19 protein-coding genes are annotated in these 21,152 nt (G+C 66.3%); 10 read left to right on the top strand and 9 right to left on the bottom strand.

What is annotated here, in order from left to right:
- The first annotated feature begins 126 nt into the window (after positions 1–126).
- From F4554_RS29335 to F4554_RS29320, 4 genes are all read left to right on the top strand, one after another.
- Positions 127–579 carry a winged helix-turn-helix transcriptional regulator gene (locus F4554_RS29335; protein ID WP_337796313.1) on the top strand — a complete coding sequence of 151 codons (453 nt, stop codon included), beginning with the start codon at positions 127–129 and terminating at the stop codon, positions 577–579.
- Positions 580–704: 125 nt separating this feature from the next.
- On the top strand, positions 705–1,730 hold the full coding sequence (locus tag F4554_RS29330; protein ID WP_202889511.1) for a zinc-binding alcohol dehydrogenase family protein: 1,026 nt from the start codon (positions 705–707) through the stop codon (positions 1,728–1,730).
- Positions 1,731–2,068: 338 nt separating this feature from the next.
- Positions 2,069–2,503, top strand: a complete 435-nt coding sequence (locus tag F4554_RS29325; protein WP_179790840.1) for an NUDIX hydrolase — start codon at positions 2,069–2,071, stop codon at positions 2,501–2,503.
- Between the two features lie 17 nt (positions 2,504–2,520).
- A complete protein-coding gene (locus F4554_RS29320) occupies positions 2,521–2,865 on the top strand; it encodes an HAD family hydrolase (RefSeq protein WP_179790839.1) in 345 nt (114 codons plus the stop codon).
- A 133-nt stretch (positions 2,866–2,998) separates the two neighbouring features.
- Here F4554_RS29320 and F4554_RS29315 read toward each other — a convergent pair whose 3' ends face one another.
- Positions 2,999–4,057, bottom strand: coding sequence for an AI-2E family transporter (locus F4554_RS29315; RefSeq protein WP_179790838.1), 1,059 nt, complete (start codon positions 4,055–4,057; stop codon positions 2,999–3,001).
- A 407-nt stretch (positions 4,058–4,464) separates the two neighbouring features.
- On the opposite strand from F4554_RS29315, the gene F4554_RS29310 reads away from it, so the two are divergent.
- From F4554_RS29310 to F4554_RS29300, 3 genes are all read left to right on the top strand, one after another.
- Positions 4,465–4,893, top strand: a complete 429-nt coding sequence (locus F4554_RS29310) for a YtxH domain-containing protein (RefSeq protein ID WP_179790837.1) — start codon at positions 4,465–4,467, stop codon at positions 4,891–4,893.
- Positions 4,894–5,776: 883 nt separating this feature from the next.
- The gene (locus F4554_RS29305; protein ID WP_179790836.1) at positions 5,777–6,274 is read left to right on the top strand and encodes a hypothetical protein; all 498 of its coding nucleotides are present in this window, start codon (positions 5,777–5,779) and stop codon (positions 6,272–6,274) included.
- Positions 6,275–6,350: 76 nt separating this feature from the next.
- A complete protein-coding gene (locus F4554_RS29300; RefSeq protein WP_179790835.1) occupies positions 6,351–6,809 on the top strand; it encodes a hypothetical protein in 459 nt (152 codons plus the stop codon).
- Between the two features lie 411 nt (positions 6,810–7,220).
- Here the strand turns inward: F4554_RS29300 and F4554_RS29295 are convergent, their stop codons facing one another.
- From F4554_RS29295 to F4554_RS29275, 5 genes are all read right to left on the bottom strand, one after another.
- On the bottom strand, positions 7,221–7,574 hold the full coding sequence (locus tag F4554_RS29295) for a DoxX family protein (protein ID WP_179790834.1): 354 nt from the start codon (positions 7,572–7,574) through the stop codon (positions 7,221–7,223).
- Positions 7,575–7,721: 147 nt separating this feature from the next.
- Positions 7,722–8,210 (bottom strand): hypothetical protein, encoded by a 489-nt coding sequence (locus F4554_RS29290; protein ID WP_179790833.1) that lies wholly within the window; start codon positions 8,208–8,210, stop codon positions 7,722–7,724.
- The gene (locus F4554_RS29285; RefSeq protein WP_337796245.1) at positions 8,207–8,710 is read right to left on the bottom strand and encodes an RNA polymerase sigma factor; all 504 of its coding nucleotides are present in this window, start codon (positions 8,708–8,710) and stop codon (positions 8,207–8,209) included. The genes F4554_RS29290 and F4554_RS29285 overlap by 4 nt, the downstream gene beginning before the upstream one ends.
- Complete coding sequence (locus tag F4554_RS29280) at positions 8,707–9,606, bottom strand: alpha/beta fold hydrolase (RefSeq protein ID WP_179790832.1); 900 nt, start codon at positions 9,604–9,606, stop codon at positions 8,707–8,709. The genes F4554_RS29285 and F4554_RS29280 overlap by 4 nt, the downstream gene beginning before the upstream one ends.
- Before the next feature lie 2,110 nt (positions 9,607–11,716).
- Positions 11,717–12,295 (bottom strand): TetR/AcrR family transcriptional regulator, encoded by a 579-nt coding sequence (locus tag F4554_RS29275; protein ID WP_238341436.1) that lies wholly within the window; start codon positions 12,293–12,295, stop codon positions 11,717–11,719.
- 115 nt (positions 12,296–12,410) lie between these two features.
- Between F4554_RS29275 and F4554_RS29270 the strand changes: the two genes are divergently transcribed.
- Positions 12,411–13,877 carry an MFS transporter gene (locus tag F4554_RS29270; RefSeq protein WP_179790830.1) on the top strand — a complete coding sequence of 489 codons (1,467 nt, stop codon included), beginning with the start codon at positions 12,411–12,413 and terminating at the stop codon, positions 13,875–13,877.
- Between the two features lie 108 nt (positions 13,878–13,985).
- Here the strand turns inward: F4554_RS29270 and F4554_RS29265 are convergent, their stop codons facing one another.
- Positions 13,986–14,333, bottom strand: a complete 348-nt coding sequence (locus F4554_RS29265) for a hypothetical protein (RefSeq protein WP_179790829.1) — start codon at positions 14,331–14,333, stop codon at positions 13,986–13,988.
- Between the two features lie 1,424 nt (positions 14,334–15,757).
- Positions 15,758–16,426, bottom strand: coding sequence for a hypothetical protein (locus tag F4554_RS29260; RefSeq protein ID WP_179790828.1), 669 nt, complete (start codon positions 16,424–16,426; stop codon positions 15,758–15,760).
- A 61-nt stretch (positions 16,427–16,487) separates the two neighbouring features.
- Here F4554_RS29260 and F4554_RS29255 point away from each other — a divergent pair, with 61 nt between their 5' ends.
- Positions 16,488–16,673: a helix-turn-helix domain-containing protein gene (locus F4554_RS29255; RefSeq protein WP_179790827.1), complete on the top strand. Its 186-nt coding sequence runs from the start codon at positions 16,488–16,490 to the stop codon at positions 16,671–16,673.
- The gene (locus F4554_RS29250) at positions 16,670–17,494 is read left to right on the top strand and encodes a hypothetical protein (RefSeq protein ID WP_179790826.1); all 825 of its coding nucleotides are present in this window, start codon (positions 16,670–16,672) and stop codon (positions 17,492–17,494) included. Before F4554_RS29255 ends, F4554_RS29250 begins: the two co-directional genes overlap by 4 nt.
- A gap of 556 nt (positions 17,495–18,050) precedes the next feature.
- Here the strand turns inward: F4554_RS29250 and F4554_RS29245 are convergent.
- Positions 18,051–21,047 (bottom strand): glycoside hydrolase domain-containing protein, encoded by a 2,997-nt coding sequence (locus tag F4554_RS29245; protein WP_179790825.1) that lies wholly within the window; start codon positions 21,045–21,047, stop codon positions 18,051–18,053.
- Positions 21,048–21,152 lie beyond the last annotated feature (105 nt).

The following is a 21,152-nucleotide window of genomic DNA, read 5'->3' as shown; positions in this document are numbered from 1 at the left end:
GGGGTCGAACCGCCGACCTTCCGCTTCTCAGGGCCACGGACCCACGTTCACCATCCTCCGTCTGGGTACGTCTGCGCAGGTCAGCGTGGTCCCCGGCCGTCGCCGGCCATCGGCGAACGCGCACGAATGAGACCAAGTCTGAGACCAGCGTGTGAGTGCCGGCAGGGCCTGCGGATGGGGTCGATGTCCCTGGGGGAGGGCTCCCCAAGCGTTGCGCGCCTGGGTTGGGAAGGCGTCGATGATCTCGACTGTCGCAGCGGATCAGTCTCGAGGCAGAGTCGCTGTGGTCATTGGATCCTCACGCGTTCCATCCGGCGTCCAACTCCGAGACGCCTCCATAGCAAGTGCAGGGAGAGCGCTGGCGGGGGAAGTCAACCGAGGAGCCTGCGACGCTGGGGGTTGGAGCGGTTCGGGCTCGTGCATCGTGAGGTCATCCCCACGGTCCCGTTGCATGTGGAGTACTCGTTGACCACTGCCGGACGCAGCGCGCTCGGACCGGTGTTCGCGCTGTGCGAGTGGGCCGAGAGCAACTACGCCCACGCACACGCCCAGGGGAGCGGTGACGAATCGCCCATGTAGGCCTCCTGACCCGGTGCTGCTTTCCCTCGGGTACGTAGTCTCCCTAGCGGGTAACTGCATCCTCGCGGAGAGCGTCTCCGCAACGGGCTGGCACGGTGCACGGTCCGTGGAGAGGAAAGCACCCGATGGCTGATCAGCCGCAGACGATGCCCGCCGTCGTCAACCGCGCCGGAGGCCCCGTCGACAACCCCGACAGCCTGGTCGACGCACTCGTCCCCGCACCGGCTGCACCCACCGGGCATGACCTGCTCGTCGAGGTGCGCGCGGTGTCGGTGAACCCTGTGGATGTGAAGGTGCGCGCTTCCGGCAACGGGGCGCGGAAGGACCGCATTCTCGGGTGGGACGCCTCCGGCGTCGTTCTCGCCGCAGGCCCCGAGACGAACCTGTTCCGTGTCGGTGACGAGGTCTACTACGCCGGAAGCCTCGACCGGCCCGGCTCCAACGCCTCCCGCCAGCTCGTGGACGAGCGCATCGTCGGCAGCAAACCGACCTCCCTCAGCCACGTGGAAGCGGCGGCGCTTCCGCTGACCGGGATCACCGCGTGGGAGGCGCTGTTCGACAAGCTCCGCCTGACCACCGAGTCGACCGGCACCCTCCTGGTGCTGGGAGCAGCGGGCGGGGTCGGCTCCATCCTTATCCAGCTCACCAAGGTCCTCACCGGTGTGAAGGTCATCGCCACCGCGTCCCGCCCAGAGTCCCGTGCCTGGGCTGAGCAGCTCGGCGCCGACGTCGTGGTCGACCACTCCGACCCCGACCTCGTCCGCCGCATCCTCGATGCTGCGGCCGGCGGCGTCGACTATGTGTTCAGCGCGCATAGCAGGGGACGCATCCCGCTGTTCGCGAAGGTGTTGCGTCCGTTCGGACAGATCGTCGCGATCGACGACGAACGCGACCTGGACTTCTACGCCCTGAAGGACAAGAGCATCTCCTGGCACTGGGAGTTCATGTTCACCCGCCCCCGCCACTCCTGGGACCTCACTGCCCAGCATGACGGGCTGGACCGCATCGCCGAACTGGTCGACGACGGCCGCATCCGCACGACTCTCACGCGGACCCTCGCGCCGCTCGACGCGACACGACTGCGCGAAGCCCACACGATTGTGGAGACCGGCCACACGATCGGGAAGGTCGTCGTTACCGCCGAGGAATAGCAGTCTGGTGCGCGTAGATCACGACCTGCTCCATGTCTTGTGTGTCGATCGTCACGATCACCTCCGCCAGGTAGGTACGTCGGTCAAACCTGGCACTCGACAACGAGGATGCATTGAACGCAATGGCCAGAACCAGCGCTGACCTTCCGCTTCGAAAGCAGCCGCCGGCAGGCCGCTGACCAGGCGCGATGCCACAGATGGTCTCAGTTTCGAGGCTATGTGGTCTCAGATATTTCGGCGTCGGCAGGCGCCTGCTGAAGAACCGGCAAGCTGTTGACCTGCGGAGATGTGGTGGGCAGGGCGGGGACTCTGGGTCACTGTAGCCCCGAGGAGCTCCCATGTCCCTAGCCCCGCTCCACTCCGTCAGCGTCGCGGCCGCCGTCCTCGACCCACAAGGACGGGTCCTGGCGATCCGGCGCCGCGACAACGGCCACTGGGAACCACCCGGCGGAGTCCTTGAGCTCGGCGAGTCCATCCACGACGGGCTCCGCCGCGAGGTCGAAGAGGAGACCGGCCTCCACGTCGAGCCCGACGCGCTCACCGGCGTCTACAAGAACATGAACCGCGGGATCGTCGCCCTCGTCTTCCGCTGCCACCTCGCCGGCGGAACCGAACAGACCAGCGTCGAGACCGACCGCGTCACCTGGCTCACCCCGGACGAGGTCCGCGACCGCATGAACGAGGCCTACGCCATCCGCCTCCTCGACGCCCTCCCCACGGACGAGCCCCGGCCAGCGATCCGCAGCCACGACGGACAACGCCTCACGCCCTGACTGTCACACCCTCTCCTATGCGGCGAGCAGGCGAACTCCGGGCCGCGGACGACGCCATCCCCACGCAGGGCTCGGCGGAAGCGGTGCAGGCGTGCCACGACACAGGGCGGCCCGTCGTCATCGTCAGCAACAAGTCCGCGCCGGCCATCGAGGCTTACCTCCAGCTGCACGAGGTCGACGGCCTGGTCGTCGCCATCGTGGGACGACCGCCGGGGCGACCGGACCTGATGAAGCCTCACCCCGAACCGGTGCAACAGGTGCTGGAGATCGTCGCAGCGCCCGGCATGGAGGGCGTCCTCATCGGCGGCTCACTCACCGACATGGACGTCGCCCACGCGACAGGAGTCCACAGCATCGGCTAAGTGAAGTCGCCCGACCGTAGGACCAACCTCCTCGTGGCCGAACCCGCTGCCGTTATCGGCAGCATGGAAGACATGGCGATAGCCATCCGGACAATCCAGCCACTAGGCCAGGCTGCGCCCTAGCCGCGCGGCTTCATCTCGCTGATCTCTTCTGGGCGGACAGAAGGGGCTGTAGCCAGGCCGAGCCCGGGTCGGCGTCGACGAGCAGTGCCTTGACCAGAAGGGACAGTGGGACGGCCATCAGTGCACCGATGGCGCCGAGTGTTGCGGCCCAGAAGACCAAGGACAGCATGGTGAGGGTGGCGGACATGTCTATGACGTTGCCCACGACCTTCGGCTGGATGACGCTTTGGATGAGGACGTTTGCGGCGCTGTAGGCCACGATGACGGCGATCATCATTTTGGGGCCGCCTTGGAGGAGTCCGAGGATTGCCGGTGGTATCAGGCCGAGGACGAAGCCGACGTTCGGGATGTAGTTGGTAATGAATGACAGTAGGCCCCACAGCACGGCAGCTGGTACGCCGATCACGAGCAAGGCGAGGACGTTGACAACGCCTACGGCAAGTCCGAAGACTGTGGAGACCAGGAGGTACCTTCGGGTGCCGGACGCGAAGGTGCTCAGCGCACGGACCAACGGACGTCGCTCGGCGGGCACCGCGGAGAGCTTGTGCGCGAAGCCAGCGGCGTCGGAGACCATGAACAGCAGCAGAGCTGCGATGAAGCCAAGACTGGTCAGTACGCCGAGCAGACCGCCGGCCACGCTTCCTGCCACCGTGGCCAGCTTGTTGATGTCGAGTGTGCCGGCCATCTTCTCGAGCTGGCGCTGGGTTAGTCCTAGGTCCGAGAGCCAGGCCAGAGCGCGATCAAGCAGTCGGCTCATCTGCACCTGGTAAGTGGGCAGGAGCATCGCGAAGCGTGCAATCGCGATGCCGAAGGAGACCGTGAGGGTGAGCAGGAAAAGGTAGATGGCGATTAGGCCACCGACTGTTCCGACCCAGCCAGGTAACCGGTGACGCTTAGCCCAGCTGTGCAGGGGATGCACCGCGATGGTGAGCACCAAGGCCAAAAAGGTTGGCCCAACGAGGTTCGCGGTGTCTCGCAGACCCGAGATCACAAGGAAGGTGGCCGCTAGTCCTACCAGGAGCGTGATCGGTCGCGATATCGCCGATCGCGTGACCGCCTTGTCCGACATAAGCCCTCCTTGGGGCCTGCCGTCAGTGTGGGCGGCTATACCCGCCCGCAGCAGCGTGGCTGGGCTCCTTCAGCCATCTCGTGGTCGACGTTTCCACGATGAGGATCAGACAAACAAGTCAAACGTCGGTCGGACCTGAGGACGGACGGGCTCGAAGTCATCGCTCGTTCGGACCTTAGCGTGTGTTCACCGGAGGACCAGTCATGTCAGGCCATCGGGTCGGTCCGCTTCCGTGACGTTGGTCCCTGTAACCGAATGTCTGCGGCTTCGTACGTTCGAAGCAGGCGAGTGCGAGCAGTTCAACCGTGACGGGCACTTCTACGGGCTGAACGGCGCACAGGTCCATATGCGGGAGGTAGCTCAGCCTGACTTGCACCTCAGCCTCGCTGGAGTTGGAGGAGAACCAGATGACACTTTCGGAACAGCTGGCCGCTATGTCAGCCAAAGCCAAGGAAGCAGAAGACGCTTTCCATGCCGCGCAGACCGACCAGCGCACCAAACTGGAAGAGCAGGTCGCCAAGGTGCGGGCCGGAGCACAGCAACGTAACAACGAACTCAAGGAACGCGCCGGCCAGGCCAAGGCCGGAGCCTCCGCATGGTGGCGGGACGTTCAGCAGCAATGGGACAGCCAGGTCCAGCAAATCCGGTCCAAGATCGAGTCGAAACGAGAGGAGTTTGACGCTGACAGGGCAGCCGACGAGGCCGACGCGGCAGAAGATGACGCCTCCTTCGCCATCGACCTCGCCAGAGCAGCCATCGACGAGGCAGAGTACGCCGCACTCGAAGCTGTCCTCAGACGCGAGAAAGCAAACGAACTCGTGGGCGCCCGGCGTTGACTACCCCCTGCGAGCAGATTCGCCTAACCGCTTCGTCTGCGCCGATCAGAAGAGACATTTCAGAGCAAGGACGATGTGCGGACGGCGCACGTCTCGACGGAGGCCTTAATGCCGGAACTTGCACTCCGTCGAGGCATGCACCATCCGTCATATTCCCGCGATCTATCCCCGGAATCGGCCATTTTTGCCGATTCCGGCTTTCTTAGGTCAAGGGCGGACCAGTCACCACCAGCTCGTGCAGCTGCAGTATGTGATCGCATAAGCAGCCAGGCAGCCGACAACGAGAGCCGTCACAACCGACGCCCTCGCCAGGCGACGATGCCGAACCTGGACGCCTCGCCGCGACGCACGAAACCACTCGACGCAACCGTAGCCAGCCAGAAGTAGCACCGGCACGGCCACCGCGACCGTGAGCGCTGGAGCCGCTACGAGCCCAAGGCCCACAAGCGCGACCAGGCCACATGCGACAAGTCTGGCCGCCACCTCGCCCAGCCCGTCGAGGACCCACTTACCGACGAAGACGAACCACGCCAACAGCCGGGAGTCTCCACCGGGAGCGCGGTGCGTCATAGCCGAGAAGTGGACACGAGGAACCGGCCGCAGGCAAGTGACCGCCCCGCCCTCCTCGCAGGCCAGTCTCCGGTCTCCACTGCGGCCCTCAAGGGCGCCTTCTGCGTCACTTCGTGATCGGCTTCGCCGACCCTTGACCGCCTCCGCTGCGACCTTCAATCTGGCTGGTTGCGAGGACGACGGGGAAGAGTGGTTGCCCGTGAGGCCTCGCCACTGCCAGGTCGCTGGACGAGCTCCACCTCCGGCTCGGGCTGGAGATCACGATCGCGGCACAGTTCCGTTGGCGTCGGTCTGCCGCCACTACCCTCACCGCATGCGCTGGCGTCTGGGCTTGTCCACGGTGGCGATGGCGGTCCTCATGGCGGGTTGTTCGGTGATCGACAACGGGCTGGCAGGGATCAGCGTCGACCCGCAGGGTCACCTGTTCGTCGTGCTGGCCTGGTGCGGTCCGACGCCACCGGACGGTGCGACGATCTACCACGACGGCGGAGCAGACGGGATCGAAGACGCCAGCTACGACGCGCCGAAACTCACCGGACGTTCCACCTCCTTCCGGGTGGACGACCCGGCCGGCGGCTGGAAACTCCAAGGCAAAGCACCCAAGCTCCAGAAGAACGTCACCTACAGCGTCTACGGCTGGACCCGAGACAACAGCTACGCCGTCGCGTCCGCTGACTTCCGGCTGTCCACCGCAGCACGCATCACGCCTGGGAAAGTGCTCCTCCAGGACGAGAACGAACACGACATGCAGGTGACCAGGCGCGAACTCCACCGGATGGCCCACGACGGAACCTGGGTCTCCTGCGGCTAAACAACATCAGCGAACTTCGCCGGTGGGCTCGACGAGGCCGCTAAATCGACAGCTCGTCCTCGACCCGGGAGGTGGCGTGTCCACATCAGTCTGCCGACGCCCATTCGTTCTCGACGATGACGCGGATGAAGTCGCGGTGATCGCCGCTCATGAGGAGGGACTGCGGGTTCTTCGGGGGGCACTTCGACGGGTGTGGGTCGACGTCATCACTGACCTGCCCTGGCCCGCGCAGGTACAAGGCGCCGTACGCGCGTTGGGGCAGCTTGCCGAGCGTCGTCACTGCGGCCAAGTAGACATCGAGGTGGACGTTGACGATGACGAGCAGTTCGAGCTGGTGGTGGCTGTGTCGCCGTTCACGATCGGTGTGGAGGGTCGCAGCGAGACCGACGAGGAGATCTACAGTGCGAGCGACAATGGCCGCGGGTTGTGGTTGGCACTGACCCCCGCAGAGGAAGCCGACTTCCGCCGGCGGCTGACTGAGCGTGGCGCCGAACCCAATGCAGTCACCTACCAGCCGCCGAGAAGACGTCGATGATGTCCGCTCGCTGAGGCCGCGGCGACTCCCAACGGCGCTCGTTGGATTGTCGTGCAATCCACGTGCAACAGCGGGCGGTCAAAGAAGGTGATCAACGGCTACCACGTCTGAGACCACGCCAGAGACGCGCGCGCCGGGCATGCTCCGGTCCTGGGCGCCCCGGCCGAAGACACGGAGAAGGGCACCGCCGTATCTGTGCCCATGGCGGTCGGGGCCGTGTATGCCAGGATCTGCGCCACGACAGCGCGTCGGGGCTCGCTGTTGTTGTGGAGCTCATTGGATGTAACTGCCCAAAACGAGGCTCGGGCGGCTTAAGCAGCACGTTCATGCCGCGCACCCTTCTGCTTGTCTCACGCGTCAACCCTGACGCGAGGGCCCGTTGCACCCGAGAGTCCGCGCGGTGCTGAGTTACTAAAAGCCGTGGTAGCCGAGGTGCACGGCCAGGGCGGCGGACTCGGTGGCGAAGAAGACCGCCCAGCCGACGAGCTTCCGGGAGCCCACCCGCCGGTGGGCGATGAGCGCGCCGATGAAGTACAGCTCCAGACCAACTGCGGCGAGCAGCCCCAGCAGTGGCACCGCGAACCCGGCCACCAGGCCCACGGCTCCGGCCGCCAGCAGGCTGCCCAGCTTCGGTCCCCACGAGAGTGGCAGCCGCTTCATCGCCATTTGCGCCTTGGGGTAGTCGTGGCCGATCAGGTAGGTGACGGCGGCGCTGCCGGTGAAGACGGCGGCCAGGATGGTCACCGTGACGTAGGCGATGAACATGGTCTCCCTTTCCGGGGACGCTAGGAGTTATCTGAGACGGCGCCTTCGCAGGTCGCGACGGCAGCGCCGTCGCACTCCGGGTGTCCGCTGAGGGGGACCCCACACCTCCGGCGGCGCGATCCCATATCCGTTGGATTTTCTGCAGTACTACTGGGGCTCCTGCGCACGCGCGGAGGCTCGCCTCGCCATTCGGTGGATCACCCTGGAGCCCGGGGAAGCACCGAGGGCGTGTGACAACGGGTGGAGGAGGCGGGCGCCGGGTACGCGGAGCGTACCCATGAACGCGAACCTTGTCCGGTCCGCCTCGGCCGCAGCCGCCATTCCTCCCAGCAGGAACCGGCTCTGCATCCAGCACCATCCCGGCCGGAGCACGACATCGAACCGGGCTCGCTGCCCGAAGCGTCCTCGTGCCAAGGCCTCCAGCCGTTCTCCGTCCGCCCGGGTGATCCGCATGGTGCGGACGTCGGTGAGCAGCCGCGGGAATTCGTTTTCGAGGTCGGCGGCGACCGCCCAGACCTCGTCGAAGGACAGGGGTAGGACGTCTTCGGCGTACACCGCGCCGGGGATGACCGCTGCCATGACGCGTAGGCGGCGTACGGGGTCGAGGTCGGCCTCGGGCCAGATCGTGTCGGTCATCTCCATGCCTTCCGGAAGCTGAGCCGCGCCCTGTGCAGCCGGGACTTCACCGTCCCGGTCGATATCTCCAGCAGTTCGCCCACGGCCCGTTCGCCGTGACCCTCCAGATCACGAAGCACGAGGACGGCGCGGTGCTCTGGTGACAGTCGGCACAGGACATCGCGGACGTCGGCGGCCAGGAGGGGATCGCCGGGCTGTGGCACGTCGTCCAGGTCAGTGGCGCGGGTGTGTTGCGAGCGTCGCGCCATCCGTATCGCCTCCCGGATCGCGATCGACCGTGCCCACCCGAAGACCGCTGCGGGATCGCGCAGCCCCCGGATGCCACGAAAGATCGCGATGAGCGCTTCTTGTGCGGCGTCGGGCCCGTCATCCAGCGCGATCGGGCCGCAGATCCGGCCGACGTAGGGGGCCAGCAGGTCGAGCAGATCGTGTATGGCCATGCGGTCGCCCCGCTGGGCGGCCCGGACCAGAGCGGCGGCATGCTCGGAGTCGCCGTTCACCCGACCGGTTCCTGCGCGTGCGCGGATCCGGCGGACAGCGACCTGATCGCGTCCGCGACGAGGCCGGGCTGCTCATCGGCGAGGTAGTGGCCGCCCGGAACGACGCGAACAACCAGATCGGTGGCGTGCCGTTCGCCTCCTGCCAGTGCCTCGGGCGACATGGCGAAGTCGTCTGTGCCGAAGAGGAGTGTCGTCGGCACGGTCAGCCGGAGCGCCCGGTGGTGGCCGATGAGGAGCCGTGGGATGTCCCGCAAGACGTACTGCCAGTGCAGCGCTCGGCCCGCATGGGCCCGCGCCCGCGCTCGTACGGACTCAGTGAACTCGTCGAGGTCGGCACGTCGCCACACATCCGGGTTGGTCACTCCTCTGCGAAGGATGTATCTGGTGAACGTGGGCCAGTGTCGCAGCAGCGCGCCGCCGATCACCGGATACTCCCACGCGATCGTGTACCACTGCCGCCAGGCGTGCCGAATGAGGCGCCGATGCTCCGGCCACGGATGGATCATGCTGAGCGCGAGGAAGCGGTCGAAGCGTTCGGGTGCCCGGATACAGGCCATGAAGCCGACCCACGCCCCCCACTCATGGCCGACCAGAAGCACTCGGTCCAGTTCCAGCGCATCCATCAGCGCCAGCACGTCGTCTGCTCGGGTGCCGGTGTCATAGCCCCGGTATGGGGCGTCGGACCATCCGAAACCCCGGAAGTCGGGCATGATCAGCCGGTGACGGCCGGCCAGGAGCGGGACCACGTGCCGCCACGCGTACCAGTGCTGCGGGAACCCATGGAGGAACAGGACCGGCGTTCCCTCCGCCGGACCCGCTTCGGCCACGTGGAAGCGCACCCCGCCCGCTTCGACAAACCGGTGCTCCACTCCCTCGACATACGGCATCGCTCGCATCCGCGCTCTCTTCCCTACGGCTACCGACTCGATGAGTCACTTCATCCCTAAGGAGGCGCCGATCCGCCTGAACGTTCCCGCCGATTTGGAGCTCGGCTCGTACCCGAGCGCTCCGAACCGCTACTGAGCAACAACCCCGGAGGTCGCTGAGCCATCCGGGGTCATTGCTCACTTGGGCCGATCACGGCCCAGGCCTCCTTCACGTGTTCGGGCAGCTCACAGCATCTTCTGCCGTGATGCAGGTCACAGGGAACGTCTGCTTGGCACGCTTGCTCTTGCTCGTCGAGACGCATTGCCATCGATGCCTCTGAAGAGGAATCGATGGCAATCGCCAGGGCGTAGTCGGTGATGCCCGAAGCTCGGACGGTCCGGAGGAGTGCTTCCATCGCGGCCACCGACAGGCCCGAGGTGCGGCCGAGGTTCGCGACCTTCGGCGGTGAGCTCCGCTGGCGACGCGGTGATCGCACCGACCTCGGCCGCATCGGCGCAGAACGACTGGACAGCGGAGATGGCGCTGGGCTTGTCAGCTTGGGGCGCTGTCGCTGCGGCACGTAGATTCAGGCGGTGCCCTGGTACTGGCTCGTGATCATGTGGCTCGGCGCGAGCGCGCGCGATCTGTGATGTGGCAGCCGGAGTCCAGGACGGAAGTAGCCGGCGGCGCCACGTCCGGACGAGATTGCCGCCGTAACCAGTCGGGCCGCATTTCGTTAGTAGGGCTAGCGTCGGTGCTGTGCAGGCCTGGCCGATGGTCGCCCCCGCTGATGGCCCGACCGAGCGGCTTACCGACGCCGCCCGCGTTCCTACGCCCCTGGGAACGCGGGGTCACGCTGCCGCCCAGCGGGCGGGTCCCCCGGACCTGGGGCTCCGCTCGCGGGCGGCGGGTGACGCTGACCACCGGCCCAGGCCGGAGGAGCAGACCCATGTGAGCGGCGGACCGTCCTGCGTGCAGGCCCGCGACCTTGGGCAGTGCCCCGCCACACGCTCAGACATGGCTACGGTGGGGCGCCATCCTCGGGCTCACCTGGCGATAAGGCGATCGGCGCTGGCGCACGGGTTGTCGCCTGTGGAGCGCGTGACGCACAGGACGAACAGCCGCATCGACCATGGACGCATTGGACGCAGTGGCCAGAACCCTTGGCCGACCTTCCGCTTCCGAAGCGGAGCTTCACAGGCCGCTGACCAGGCACGATGCCGCCGGTGGTCTCAGTTTCCGGCCTGCTGGTCTCAGTTACGACAGGCTCCCGACAGGTATCTGCCGGGAGCCTCAAAGTCGCTGACCTGCGGGAATGTGGTGGGCAGGGGCGGGGTCGAACCGCCGACCTTCTGCTTTTCAGGGCCAAGGACGCCCGTTCACCGGCCTCCGCCCAGGTACGTCTGCGCAGGTCAGCGCCATCCGCGGCCGCCGCCGACCATCGGCGGACGTAGGCGAATGAGACCACGTCTGAGACCACCAAGGCTGCTCCGGATCGTCGGCGAGGTCGCGGACGGCGGGCGCAAGGTCGTGGTGTTCTCGTACTTCCGCGACGTGCTGAAAGACGGTGACAAAGGTGCTGGGCTCTGGGCGTGATGGCATACCAGACGTGCATGTCGTCGGCTCGCTGACCGGGGACATTTCGCCGACGGACCGCCAGCCGATGGTGGACGAGTTCACTGCCGCCCGGGGGCCTGCCGGGGCTGATCTCCCAGATCCAGGCGGGCGGCGTGGGCCTGAACATCCAGGCCTCGTCGGTGATCATCATCGCCGAGCCGCAGCTGACGCCGTCGATCGAGGAGCAGGCTGTCGCTCGGGGGCACAGGATGGGCCAGGTGCGCCGCGTGGACGTGCACCGGTTGCTGTGCGAGGACAGCGTCGACCAGCGAGTCCTCGAGCTACGTTCGGCGAGGTCCGCAGCCCGGTGGACAACGGCATCGCGTTGCGTGCTCAGGAAGGTTGTGGAACTGTGCGGCTGCCGGCGGCGAATGCGACGCGGTACGTCACGCCGCGCGGCAACTCCGCGACCAGTTGCTCGACGGGTACGTCGTCGCTGGCGTCTCCCGCGAAGGCCGGTCCCAGGCCAGAAGCGCGAGCCCGTCGGGTAGAACCCAGGAGTGGTCCGAGGCTGAGCCTGACTCAAGCCGGCGGTGTGTAACGCAGGCCGTCCAGGGCCATCGCGAGGATTCGTTCGATGTCTTCCGGCTTTGCGCCCTTGATCATCGTCACCCCGCTGACCAGGCGGATCACGTCACCGAAGGCCGCGTCGGAGCGGACGGCGCGCGCCGCCTGGGCGCGCTCTAGCAGGGGCTCGCCTGCGGAGAAGATCGCGTCGTGGCACTTCTTGAAGACTTCGGTCTCCATGCCGACGGTCGCCGCGAGTTCCTCTGCCAGGGCCCTCTTGGTCGAGACGTAGGAAACGAACCGGTTCAGCCAGCTGACGAGCGCCTCCCACGGCGGCAGGTCGGCGAAGTCCTCCGCTGACTGGCACAGTGCCTCGACCTCGTCGAGGTACACGGCCTCCAGCAGATCCTGTCGAGTCCCGAAGTGTCGGTACAGCGTGCCGATGCCCACGCCAGCACGGCGCGCGATCTCCTCCAGTGAGGCATTGGTGCCCTGTTCGGCGAATGCCGCGCGGGCCGCGCCCAGCACCTTGTCGTAGTTGCGGCGGGCGTCGGCACGCTTCGGGCGACGGCTGTTCAGCGCCTGCTCGCTCATGGTCATCGAAACGGTCTCCGAATCGTTTGCAAACCGGAGGGTGCCTCCGTATAGTTCTGGAGGGCGCCTCCACTTTAGCACTTCCTGTATGTCATCCGAAGGGATCAGTCACTTCATGACGACGTCCGTCAGCGCGGCAGACCCTATCCCCAGGTTGGGGGTGGGGCGCCACGCCACGACCTTCGCTCTCGTACTCATCCTCGCCTGCCAACTCATGATCATCCTCGACGCGACGATCGTGACGATCGCACTCCCGACGATCAGCGGATCACTGCACTTCTCACCGACCAACCTCTCCTGGGTGCAGAACATCTACAGTCTTGCCTTCGGGGGACTCCTCCTCCTCGGCGCCCGCGCCGGCGACCTGCTCGGGCGGCGCCGGGTCTTCGTCGCAGGCATCACCGTCTTCACTCTCGCGTCGTTCCTCGGCGGTCTCGCGGTGTCGGCGGAATGGTTGCTGGCCGCCCGTGCCGCGCAGGGCATCGGGGCGGCGATAGCCGCTCCGTCCACGCTTGCCCTACTCACGTCGTCGTTCCCCGAAGGACCCCAGCGGTTGCGGGCGATCGGACTGTACAGCGCGGTCAGCTCCGGCGGTGCCAGCGTCGGGCTCGTCCTGGGCGGCATCCTCACTGACTGGGTGTCATGGCGCTGGTCGCTGTTCATCAACATTCCGATCGGGGTCGCCATCATCCTGCTCGCACCGCGGTTCCTGCCCGAGACCGAACGCAGGCAGGGACACTTCGACCTCGCGGGCGCGGTCACTTCGACCCTGGGCATGTCGTCGGTGGTGTACGGGCTGGTCAGAGCGGCGTCCGACGGGTGGAGCGACACTGTGACGCTGGTGGCGTTCGTTCTCGGTGCCGCGCTGCTCGCCGCCTTCGTACGTACCGAGCGGAGGGCCGAGCACCCGATCACTCCGCTGCGACTGTTCGCCGACCGCGAGCGCAGCGCTTCCTACGTCGCGCGCCTGCTGCTCGTCGGCGGAATGTTCGGGATGTTCTTCTTCCTCACGCAGTACCTGCAAGGGGTACGCGACTACAGTCCCGTCAAAGCCGGGTTCGCTTTCCTGCCGATGACCGTCGGACTGTTCGCGATGGTTCGAATCGTGCCGAGGCTGGTGCCGCGTCTCGGTGGCAGGCGGCTGATGATCGTCGGAACCGCGGTCGCCTTGACGAGCATGGCGTTCCTGAGTCGGCTCTCCTCTACAAGCCAGTACTTCCCCCACATCGTGGTGCCGATGGTCTTCCTCGGCCTCGGTATCGGCATTGTGTTCATCCCGCTCACCACCGCCTCATTGGCAGGCGTCGAACCACGCGACGCCGGCGCCGCATCCGGACTGGTCAATGTGACCCAGCAGGTCGGGGGTGCGCTCGGGCTCGGCATTCTGGTGACGCTGTTCGGCACGGCCAGCCGACACGCGGCCGGGCACCCGGTCGGCGCGTCTCCGCTGGCGGTGCAACACCACACGCTGGCCGAAGCTATCGCCACCGCCTTCACCGGCTCGACGGTGTTCCTCGCGCTGACCCTCGCCGTGATCGTCATCGCGATCCGCAGCAAGCGCACGGAGGCCGTAGGGGCCTGACCATCTCCTGTCGCCACCGGCGGGCGCCTGCCAACGATCAGCAGGCACCCGCCGGTGCCATGCTCTCCGGGACGCTGTCGAGGTCAGCTGTCCACCGCCGTCCACTGGCTAGGACAACAGGTCGGCGCCGTCACCGTCCTTGTCGCCCACCGCTGGAGGCCGAGCACGTTCTGCTTGAGACGTGGTGTGCTCAGGTGTGCGGGTCGTAGAGCGCGGCGGCTGTCGGGCTTGGGGGCTGGCGGCCTGGTCCCGCTCGTCGGCGATCCGCTCGCGTTCGGCGATGAGGTGTTCGCGCTCGTTGAGCAGGCGTTCGCGCTCGTCGGCGTGGCGCTGTTGGTGCTCGGTGCGGCGGCCGCGTTCGTCGGCGGCGTGATCTCGTTCGTCGGCGATCCGATCGCGTTTGTCGGCGTCTATTTTGCGTTGATCGGCGATCCAGTCTCGGTAGTGGGCGGCCATGTCCCGTTCTGCGGCGGCTTGGTCACGCTCGTGCGGGCTGAGGGCAGGCCCTTCTTCGATGAGTCGGCGACGTGTGTCGGCGGACAGCTGTCGGAGGAGGTTCGCGACGCTTCGCCCGGCGACTGCGCGGACGCGCTCGGCAGCGGCGAGTTGGTGGAAGTGATGCGCTTCGCCCTGGTCGCTGAGCTGCTCACTGCGTTCACCCGTTGTGCGAGCACGTGGCTCGTCCTCACCGTGGCACAGCTGCACGGCGAGCGTCCGTGCATCTGCGGCTCGCTCGTGCAGATCCTCAGTGGAATACAGCCTTGCGTGCATTTCGGGGGGTTTACTGCGTCGCTACCTGCTGGGATGACGCCAAGCCTAGGCACGTACGTGCGATGGCGTCGAGACTGCGTGGCTCCTGGCTTTCGCAAACTCCTGGCGCCGACTGGGCAGGTGTGTCCCCCGATGACCCGATGCCGACGTGATCGGCGTGCTGACCGGTGTTGCCTGATGTCGCTGAATCTAGGTCGACTGCAGTCCGTTTTGGCAGTTCTTGTCCGGAGAGTGGGTTCGGGTTGTTCGGCTAGACCACCGTCCGCTAGCTTTCTGGCGGTCGGCCCGCTGGTTCACATTTCGAGCGGTCTTCGGTATCCCCCGTTGCCGGAGGCCATCGTCAGCTCCCGTGTGGTCCAGCGGGCCGGACTCTGCGCGGCGCGCCCGCCAGCCGCGGGCGTGGCCATATTCGGCCTCACGATCGACTTCGGATGCTCGGTCAGAGCTCGTTCCCCTGGCGTCCACTCAGCCGACCTCGTTGGTCCACGGCACTGGCGCGGCCCCCTCCCCCCAGCAGCCCGCGCATGCCCGCGGATGGGGCTGCGACCGGTTCATGCCGGCCAGCGAATGGCTTCGAAGTCCGCTACGGTCCCTTGCGATCGTCCCGGCGGCCCTCGCTAAGCCACAACCCGGCGGAGCGGCCTTATATGGTCAAGCGCGGGTGGCTGGGGCGATCACCAGGCCGGAATGCGCTCGGAGGGTCGGAGGGTTTGGCCGGTGACCTGGCTTGGTCCGGGAGGTCGGCGGCCCATAGCCTTGTCCGGCTCGGTGGGCAGCTTGGCTGCCCGCCCTTGACCGCCCACCGTGGGCCGCCGACCTTAGGGTCCCGGGCCAAGCGAGGTGGCTAAAGCCTCCGGCCCGCCACCAGCCACAGACACCTCCCGCGGAGCGGGAGCTGATGAGGGTCGCCAGTGTTCTGGCGGCCCTTTTGTCGCGCCCAGCCGCGCCGGCCGACCGGGCGCCGAAGGCGCGGAGGGAGGGCCGGCGCCGTCAGGCGGGCGCGCGGCGGCCGTGAGGCCGCCTTTAAAGACGTGGGAAAGTCTTCACCGATCACTGACACGCACTGCGGACGGTGTTTCCATCGCGCAGACGAGGATCGCCGACATGCTTCAGACGATGCCGCCCACCCTTGGAGCTAGACCGCGCTGCGCGACCTGGAGCACCTCGACTGGTGACCGCTCGTCGGCGTGCTCGATCAGCACAAGGGGCCAGCCATTACGGCGAACCGCGTCGAGGGTCACCGCACGCTCCCGCTGGAGGTACCTCACCGCCGACGCGACGTCGGTTACCGGAGGACTGACCTCATACCGACCAAGTTTGTCGACGTACCAGCCCAGCCACTTATCGTCTTCTCTTGCTGCTGCTCGGGACAATCCGATCTCGGCGCGCCCGTCGAGAAAGACCATCACGGGAGAGAGCGGTGCGAGCACCTCGGTGAGTTCGGTCAGGAACGCGTCGATCGTCTCGTCGGGGTAGTTCATGGCCAGCAGCGTCGGGACGAACGGCACCAAGGCGTCTGCGACCACGACATCATCGCCGCTCTCCAGAACCGCCGACACGAACTCGGCGGACGCGGCCATCAACGTCTCCACGTCGACGGTGCCGGTCGCCCGGAACATGTCGGCCACGGCACCGAACTGCGGCCGGGTGAGGATCTCCTCTTCACGGAAGTGGTCCACCTTCAGGCCCGCGTCGGCCAGCCAATAGGACAGGCCCGCACACAGCGTCGACTTGCCCATGCCAGCCGATGCTCCCCACACCGCGATCAGCATCGCCACGGCCTCAAGGCTAGACCGTCCGCGCGTAAAGTCGGCGAGCCTGTCGGCGGAGAAACGCCGCATGGAACAGCTACTACTGACGACGGCGGAGGCTGCGGAACGTCTCCGCACCGGCAAGAGCACCTTGTGCGACCTGATCAGGTCACGGTGCCTGTGGACGGTGAAGATCGGCAAGCGCCGGCTCGTGCCCGTCGACGCGCTGCCCGAGGTGATCGCGCTCCTGGTCGAGGAGGAGTCGGTGGCATGACGGAGCGGCAGCGGGAGAGCCGCAAGCGTCGTGCGAACGGCAATGGCACCGTCTACCAGCGCAGCGACGGGCGTTGGGTGGCGCGGGCGTACGTGCTCATGCCAGACGGCAGTACTGCGCGCCGTGACTACTACGCCACCAGTGAGAAGGCCGCGAACCGCAAGCTCGTCGAGGCGATGTCCAGGTCGCATCAGGGGATCCCGGCCGAGGCCACGGGCTGGACTGTCGAGCGGTTCCTGCTCTATTGGCTCGAACACGTCGTCCGGCCCGCGCGTAAGCCCAAGACGCATCAGGGTTGTGGCGTGGTGGTGCGCGTGCACCTGATCCCACAGCTGGGGCGGAAGCGGCTGCATCGGTTGATCGGTGTCGACGTCCGGCAGTTCCTGGCCAGGCTTCGCAGCACCTGCCTGTGCCGCCTGCATGGTGTCGACGGCCGGCGGCCGGTGGGGGAGCGGAGGGGCTGCGCGATCGGGCGGTGTTGTGAGCGGGTCCCGTCGGCTCGTCTGGTCCAGCAGGTGCACTCGGTGTTGCGGAACGCGCTGCAGGCGGCAGTCAGAGAGGAGTTGTTGGCGCGGAGTGTCGCGAAGCTCGTCCAAGTGTCCGCGCCGACGTATGAGGTGAACCGCGGCGTCGGTGTCGCCGAGGCGAGGAAGCTGCGGGCTGTCGCCGAACCTGACCATGGGCTGTATGTCCTGGCGCTCTACGTCGGGTTGCGCCGTGGCGAGCTGCTCGGGCCCCGTTGGGATGCCTCGACCTCGACGCGGGCCCGCTCGAAGTTCGTCGGAGCCTGCAGCGGGTCGACGGTCAGCTTCAGGTGGTGACGCAAAGACCAGAACGTCGCGGCGGACGGTGCCGCTGGTCGGGGTCTGCGTCGAGGCGTTGAAGGATCACCGGGAGCGGCAGGCCAGGGAGCGGCAGCTGGCCGGCGGCACCTGGGTGGACTGCGGGCACGTGTTCACAAGCAGGACCGGGACGCCGGTGGAGCCGGACAACCCTGCGGCGCAGCTGGTACCCGATCCGGGAGGTGGCCGGGCTGGGCGGGGTGCGCTTTCACGATCTGCGGCACAGCTGCGTCACCCTGCTCCTGGAGCTCGGCTGGGAGCCGAGGACAGGTGCCCCCGCGGAAGCGCCGGGCGCAGGCACTGCTGCATCATCAGCGCCTGCGGCGCACTCCTGGTCGGCCTCGCCTCGCCGCGACAATTGGCATCACAGGGCGGTGACTCGCCCCGGTCGCACTGCAAGATTGCAGCCACTCGCGAGAGCTTCGATCCTCATACATGCGGGTCGGCAAAACAGGTGACGGGTCGACCAGGGCACCGACGGCTGACGTGTCCGGCCGCTCGCCAGATGATCATCTCGCGGGCGGCCGGCTAGCGGTCAACCTATGGCAACCTCTCCGTGGTCGGTGAGGTTGTAGAACTGCAGTTCGTAGACGGCGTACATGCTCCACGTCTTGTAGTTGGCGTCGTTGATGTGCAGTCGCAGGTGCGTGACGTTACTGAGGTTGGGCAGATCGGCTGCGATCGATTCCATCACGCCGTCGTCCTTGTCGCGGGTCCAGCGGAACTGAACGCCGCGCGCCACCGTCGTCCAGGTGATGCCGTCGGGGGAGGTCTGGACGTCGGCGTCGGTGATGCCCTGCAGCACGCCGGAGGGTGTCTGCATCACGATCGTGTTCAGGTTCTGTGGCTCGCTCCACGTGAGGGCGATTTCGTGTGGGAACGGGTGCGTGTCGGTGTATCCCTGCTGCGCTGCAAACATTGTCCCGTCGTCACCGTCGACCATCTTCTGTGGCCCGTACGTCACGCCGCCGTCGCCGGAGCGGGTTGCCGAAGCGGTGATGGCGGAGTACGACCGTGCGACATTGGCGTCGGGCGTGTTGAGAGCGCCCTTCACCAGTTCGACCGTGTAGAGGGACGATGTGGCTCCGTCGCTGGCTGTCGTACGTAGGTGCAGCGTGCTCTTGCCGTCCGGCACATGCACCGTGGCTGTGGCTCCATTGGCCATCGACGTCCCGTTGATTGTCAGCGAGCCGGCACTGTCGGTCAGGGTCGGCGTTACGGAGACGGTATCGGTACCTTCTGGGATCAGGAGTCTGTATGTCGTGAGGCGTGGGTCGAACAGGTAGTCCTTCGCGCCGGTGACGTCCAGGCTCGCTAGTGAAGCGTCGTAGTGCCGCTGGCCGGGATGCATGTGCACGCGGAGCCCGTCGAAGCGTAGTTCCTTGCCGTTGAGGTTCTCGACCCTGATCGTGTGTGCGACGCCGGGAGCGAGGTTGCGTGCGCCGTAGACCGTCACGTAGTCGTACTCCGGTGCCTCGTAGAGGTCGACGACCTGGGCGGGACCGCCGTCGACGGAGATCGCGACCTTTCCGGACGTGTTGCCCTTCTCCACGATGACGTCGATTCCCGAACCCTGGAACCTGTATGTCATCGCGTCGTTGGCAGTGGTGCTCATCGAGACGCCGCCCGCGTAGGCGTACTGCCGCTTCCGGGTGAACCAGTCTCCCGTATAGGTGATGTTGGTGTCAGTGTCGTCGACGAGGTAGGTGCGGGGGGTGTCCTGACCGTCGTACGGACTTGTCGACTCCGGCACGTCGCCAACGTTCTCGCCTGCGGCCGCTCGAACGAGATAGTCGTGCAGTGTCTTGATGTAGGAAGGATCGAGGGTGTACTTCCTCGGGTCCTGCACGCTCACGGCGCTGTCGGCGATCTTGTGCGCGAGGTCAGGGTTGGACTGCTCCACCTGGTGCAGGAGTTCGTAATCTTCCAACCCGTCGCGTAGTGCCTCATAACGCAGGCTGCTCTTGACGGTCAGGTGCGCCCGGTCGGGATAGACGATGTAGGAGTCGCCGTTCCAGGGGCCGACGTACCATGCGTTCCACGCCCAGTGCAGGTGTCCTTGTATGCCTTGGCGTTCGAGGTTCCAGAACAACAGCCGGCCGGTAAGTGTCGGTTGGGACCAGAACCGGTTCAGCCACGGTGGGGTGTTGACCTCGCAGGTATAGGCCCACAGGTCCTGACCGGTCGCCTGCTGTGCCTTGTACGCGGCCTTGTTCGCCTGGAAGGCGGGTGTCATCGGCACCCAGGTATCGACGTACGGCCTGGTCTGGTCGCCCAGCAGGATCCCGTTGGGATCGGCGTCCATCGTGCGAAACTCTGCCCCCGTGTCCGCGTCGATCTGCTTGATCTTGCGCGCGACGTACGTCCACCAGTTGCGCTGGTCATTGGAAATCGGCTCGTCGAGGATGTGCTGGTACCACCTGACACCTTTCTGCTCGGTCCATCCCTTCTTCTTGAGGTGCCGATTCAGCGCGGTCAGGTAGTTCGTGAGGTAGGCGTCTGTCACCGGGAGATGATCGGGCAACGCGGTGTTCCACGAGTCGTTGGGTTTCTCGTCGTCCGGCATCTTGTTGAGCGTGTGGATCAGATGCTGGTTGGCGAAGTTGGTGATTCCGTGCCGACGGAACGTTTCCACGTAGCGGTCGAACAGAGACCAGTCGATGTTGTCGGGGATTCCCGTGGTGAAGTCGGAGAGCTGCGTGCCGGCCGCCTGGAGGAGAAGGTCTGTGCGGATCCAGACCATGTTCGTCCGATAGTCGGCCAGCTCCTTGGCGAAGTTGTCCATCAGCTTGAACCACTCGTCGCTGTAGGTCTTCACGCCGTAGTAGTACTTACCTACGTCGTACGCCTTACTGCCCTCACCCTTCCACTGCAGCCCGTCCCAGGTGAAGCCGTTGGTCATGGTCCAGTGGTACTGCACAAAGTTGGCGTCATCGATCGGGGGGATTGTCGCATTGGCGACGGCAACGCGGATCGGAACGGTTCGAGTTCCGCCCGTCGTATTGACGGTGACGGTGCCGGCATAGGTGCCTGGCGGCGTACTCGTAGGCACATAGCTGGTGACGAAGATGGGCTGCGTCGTGCCTGCTGCGACTCGGACGGCCATGTCGTTGGACAGCGGATCGGGCAGCGCGGACTTTGGATACAGCTGCATGCCCACCCGGTCGGGAAAGAACCCGTTCGGTTGGACGGTCGCCGAGTCCGCGTACTCCTCGAAATGCGCACGGAGATTCTTGGCCGTGATGCGATGACCAGTGCTGGAGACCAGGTCTGTGAACGCGACCTTGTTGATCGTCAACGACTCGGTGCTGCGCAGCGCGATCTGCGCACTCTCGTACTCGTTTCGCCCCGAGACGAGCCCGATCTCAGTTGCTGCGTTCTGCGGCAGCGTGCTCGCCTGATAGATGGTGCGCAGCGAATTCTCCACCCAAACGTCGACCACCGTCGACTTCGCCTGCGCGGCGCCCAGCGGTCCGAGCGGAAGCAGAAGAAGTCCGACGATGACGATGACGGCGTGTGCTCTGGTCCGCATCGCTGTCCTTCCGGCAGGTCCGGCGCGCACGAGGAACCGCGCGGAGTACGACGGGTGAGTGTGTATTGCGTGTGAGGCGAGAACGAAGGTCTGCGCGACAAGAGT

The sequence above is a fragment of the Actinopolymorpha rutila genome (assembly GCF_013407855.1).
Taxonomy (GTDB): domain Bacteria; phylum Actinomycetota; class Actinomycetes; order Propionibacteriales; family Actinopolymorphaceae; genus Actinopolymorpha; species Actinopolymorpha rutila.
The sequence above is the reverse complement of the archived record's forward strand: the minus strand, read 5'-3'. Positions and strand labels throughout refer to the sequence as shown.

Coding starts and splice junctions, on each gene's coding strand:
- F4554_RS29335 (WP_337796313.1), top strand. CDS start 127: ATGAGACCAAGTCTGAGACCAGCGTGTGAGTGCCGGCAGGGCCTGCGG.
- F4554_RS29330 (WP_202889511.1), top strand. CDS start 705: ATGGCTGATCAGCCGCAGACGATGCCCGCCGTCGTCAACCGCGCCGGA.
- F4554_RS29325 (WP_179790840.1), top strand. CDS start 2,069: ATGTCCCTAGCCCCGCTCCACTCCGTCAGCGTCGCGGCCGCCGTCCTC.
- F4554_RS29320 (WP_179790839.1), top strand. CDS start 2,521: ATGCGGCGAGCAGGCGAACTCCGGGCCGCGGACGACGCCATCCCCACG.
- F4554_RS29315 (WP_179790838.1), bottom strand. CDS start 4,057: ATGTCGGACAAGGCGGTCACGCGATCGGCGATATCGCGACCGATCACG.
- F4554_RS29310 (WP_179790837.1), top strand. CDS start 4,465: ATGACACTTTCGGAACAGCTGGCCGCTATGTCAGCCAAAGCCAAGGAA.
- F4554_RS29305 (WP_179790836.1), top strand. CDS start 5,777: ATGCGCTGGCGTCTGGGCTTGTCCACGGTGGCGATGGCGGTCCTCATG.
- F4554_RS29295 (WP_179790834.1), bottom strand. CDS start 7,574: ATGTTCATCGCCTACGTCACGGTGACCATCCTGGCCGCCGTCTTCACC.
- F4554_RS29290 (WP_179790833.1), bottom strand. CDS start 8,210: ATGACCGACACGATCTGGCCCGAGGCCGACCTCGACCCCGTACGCCGC.
- F4554_RS29280 (WP_179790832.1), bottom strand. CDS start 9,606: ATGCGAGCGATGCCGTATGTCGAGGGAGTGGAGCACCGGTTTGTCGAA.
- F4554_RS29275 (WP_238341436.1), bottom strand. CDS start 12,295: ATGAGCGAGCAGGCGCTGAACAGCCGTCGCCCGAAGCGTGCCGACGCC.
- F4554_RS29270 (WP_179790830.1), top strand. CDS start 12,411: ATGACGACGTCCGTCAGCGCGGCAGACCCTATCCCCAGGTTGGGGGTG.
- F4554_RS29265 (WP_179790829.1), bottom strand. CDS start 14,333: ATGGCCGCCCACTACCGAGACTGGATCGCCGATCAACGCAAAATAGAC.
- F4554_RS29255 (WP_179790827.1), top strand. CDS start 16,488: ATGGAACAGCTACTACTGACGACGGCGGAGGCTGCGGAACGTCTCCGC.
- F4554_RS29250 (WP_179790826.1), top strand. CDS start 16,670: ATGACGGAGCGGCAGCGGGAGAGCCGCAAGCGTCGTGCGAACGGCAAT.
- F4554_RS29245 (WP_179790825.1), bottom strand. CDS start 21,047: ATGCGGACCAGAGCACACGCCGTCATCGTCATCGTCGGACTTCTTCTG.